The following is a 2,500-nucleotide window of genomic DNA, read 5'->3' on the forward strand; positions in this document are numbered from 1 at the left end:
TGTATTTGGTTGCGGGGACAGGATTTGAACCTGTGACCTTCAGGTTATGAGCCTGACGAGCTACCGGGCTGCTCCACCCCGCGCCACCGGACTTTTGCCTGAGGCAAAATGTCCTTTTTCAACGCTTTCAGACTTTTGCCTCAGGCAAAATGTCCTTTTTATCCGGATTTCGCCAATGGAAAGGGCCGCTTGCGCGGCCCGTCTACCCGTTGGCGGGCCTTTTTTGCAAAGAGAAGATTTACCCACATCGCGTTGCGATGGGTTGTATTAACGTGCGTTTGGCAGACCTGGCAGCGACTTACTCTCCCGCGTCTTGAGACGAAGTACCATCAGCGCTGGAGCGTTTCACGGCCGAGTTCGGAATGGGATCGGGTGCAGCCGCTCCGCCATAACCACCAGGTCGGCAAAACGCACGTTTTATCGAGAAGCTTTGGAGCGAAGAGCGTAAGGGGCGTCGACAGCTTGGCTGTCTTGTGCCTCTCGGGGCTATTCGCTGGTCTTTGTGTGCCTTTTTCATCCTGCCTTTTGGCAGTGTGCAGATCCTTTTGGGATCGCACTGTGACGATTCCCTTTTGGGATCGCACTGTGATGAGCATTAGGAATGAGAACGATCAAGCCTATCGAACTATTAGTACCGGTAAGCTTCATGCGTTGCCGCACTTCCACACCCGGCCTATCAACGTGGTCGTCTTCCACGGTTCTCAGGGAATACTCGTTTTAAGGTGGGTTTCCCGCTTAGATGCCTTCAGCGGTTATCCCGTCCGGATATAGCTACCCTGCTATGCGGCTGGCGCCACAACAGGTCCACCAGAGATCCGTCCATCCCGGTCCTCTCGTACTAGGGACAGATCCTTTCAATATTCCTACACCCACGGCAGATAGGGACCGAACTGTCTCACGACGTTCTGAACCCAACTCACGTACCGCTTTAAATGGCGAACAGCCATACCCTTGGGACCTGCTCCAGCCCCAGGATGCGATGAGTCGACATCGAGGTGCCAAACAACCCCGTCGATATGGACTCTTGGGGGTCATCAGCCTGTTATCCCCGGCGTACCTTTTATCCGTTGAGCGATGGCCCTTCCACGCGGGACCACCGGATCACTATGACCGACTTTCGTCTCTGCTCGACTTGTCAGTCTCGCAGTCAGGCGGGCTTATGCCATTGCACTCGACGACCGATTTCCGACCGGTCTGAGCCCACCATCGCGCGCCTCCGTTACTCTTTAGGAGGCGACCGCCCCAGTCAAACTACCCACCATACATTGTCCCGGACCCGGATAACGGGCCGCGGTTAGACATCCATAGAGATAAGGGTGGTATTTCAAGGGTGGCTCCACCAAGGCTGGCGCCCTGGCTTCAAAGCCTACCACCTATCCTACACATGCCACTACGAATGCCAATGTAAAGCTATAGTAAAGGTGCACGGGGTCTTTCCGTCTAACCGCAGGAACCCCGCATCTTCACGGGGAATTCAATTTCACTGAGTCTATGCTGGAGACAGCGGGGAAGTCGTTACGCCATTCGTGCAGGTCGGAACTTACCCGACAAGGAATTTCGCTACCTTAGGACCGTTATAGTTACGGCCGCCGTTTACTGGGGCTTCGATTCAAAGCTTGCACCTCTCCTCTTAACCTTCCAGCACCGGGCAGGCGTCAGACCCTATACGTCGTCTTGCGACTTCGCAGAGCCCTGTGTTTTTGATAAACAGTCGCTACCCCCTGGTCTGTGCCACCCTCCACATGCTTGCGCATGAAAGGGTCACGCTTCTTCCGAAGTTACGCGTGCAATTTGCCGAGTTCCTTCAGCATAGTTCTCTCAAGCGCCTTGGTATACTCTACCAGTCCACCAGTGTCGGTTTCGGGTACGGTCTATAATGGAGGAGCTATTTCCTGGAACCACTCCGCTGCAGGGATCAATCCAATAAGACCCCACAACATACGTGATCCGTCACTTCCTCCAGGCCCACGAATATTAACGTGGTTCCCATCGTCTACGCATTTCTGCCTCGACTTAGGGGCCGGCTAACCCTGCTCAGATTAGCTTTAAGCAGGAACCCTTGGACTTTCGGCGGGGGTGTCTCTCACACCCCTTACGTTACTCATGTCAGCATTCGCACTTCTGATACCTCCACGGCCCCTCACAGGTACCGCTTCGTCAGCTTACAGAACGCTCCGCTACCGCTTGCAGCAAGCTGCAAACCCTAAGCTTCGGTGTATGGCTTTAGCCCCGGTACATTTTCGGCGCAAAGACCCTTATTTAGACCAGTGAGCTGTTACGCTTTCTTTAAATGATGGCTGCTTCTAAGCCAACATCCTGGTTGTTTTGGGATCCTCACATCCTTTCCCACTTAGCCATAACTTGGGGACCTTAGCTGTAGGTCAGGGTTGTTTCCCTTTTCACGACGGACGTTAGCACCCGCCGTGTGTCTGCCGACTAGTACTCCCAGGTATTCGGAGTTTGGTTAGGTTTGGTAAATCGGTGAGATCCCCTAGCCCAT

The 2,500-nt window shown here is 54.0% G+C and carries 1 tRNA gene and 2 rRNA genes (1 of these 3 cut by a window edge); all 3 read right to left on the reverse strand.

Annotated features, from left to right (window positions below):
• Positions 1-6 precede the first annotated feature (6 nt).
• Positions 7-83: transfer RNA gene (locus tag IHE39_RS30330), tRNA-Met, on the reverse strand.
• A gap of 202 nt (positions 84-285) precedes the next feature.
• Positions 286-400, reverse strand: a 5S ribosomal RNA gene (gene rrf, locus IHE39_RS30335).
• Positions 401-607: 207 nt separating this feature from the next.
• A 23S ribosomal RNA gene (locus IHE39_RS30340) occupies positions 608-2,500 on the reverse strand (it continues 920 nt past the right edge of the window).

This window comes from Aminobacter carboxidus (assembly GCF_014863355.1).
Classification (GTDB): Bacteria; Pseudomonadota; Alphaproteobacteria; order Rhizobiales; family Rhizobiaceae; genus Aminobacter; species Aminobacter carboxidus.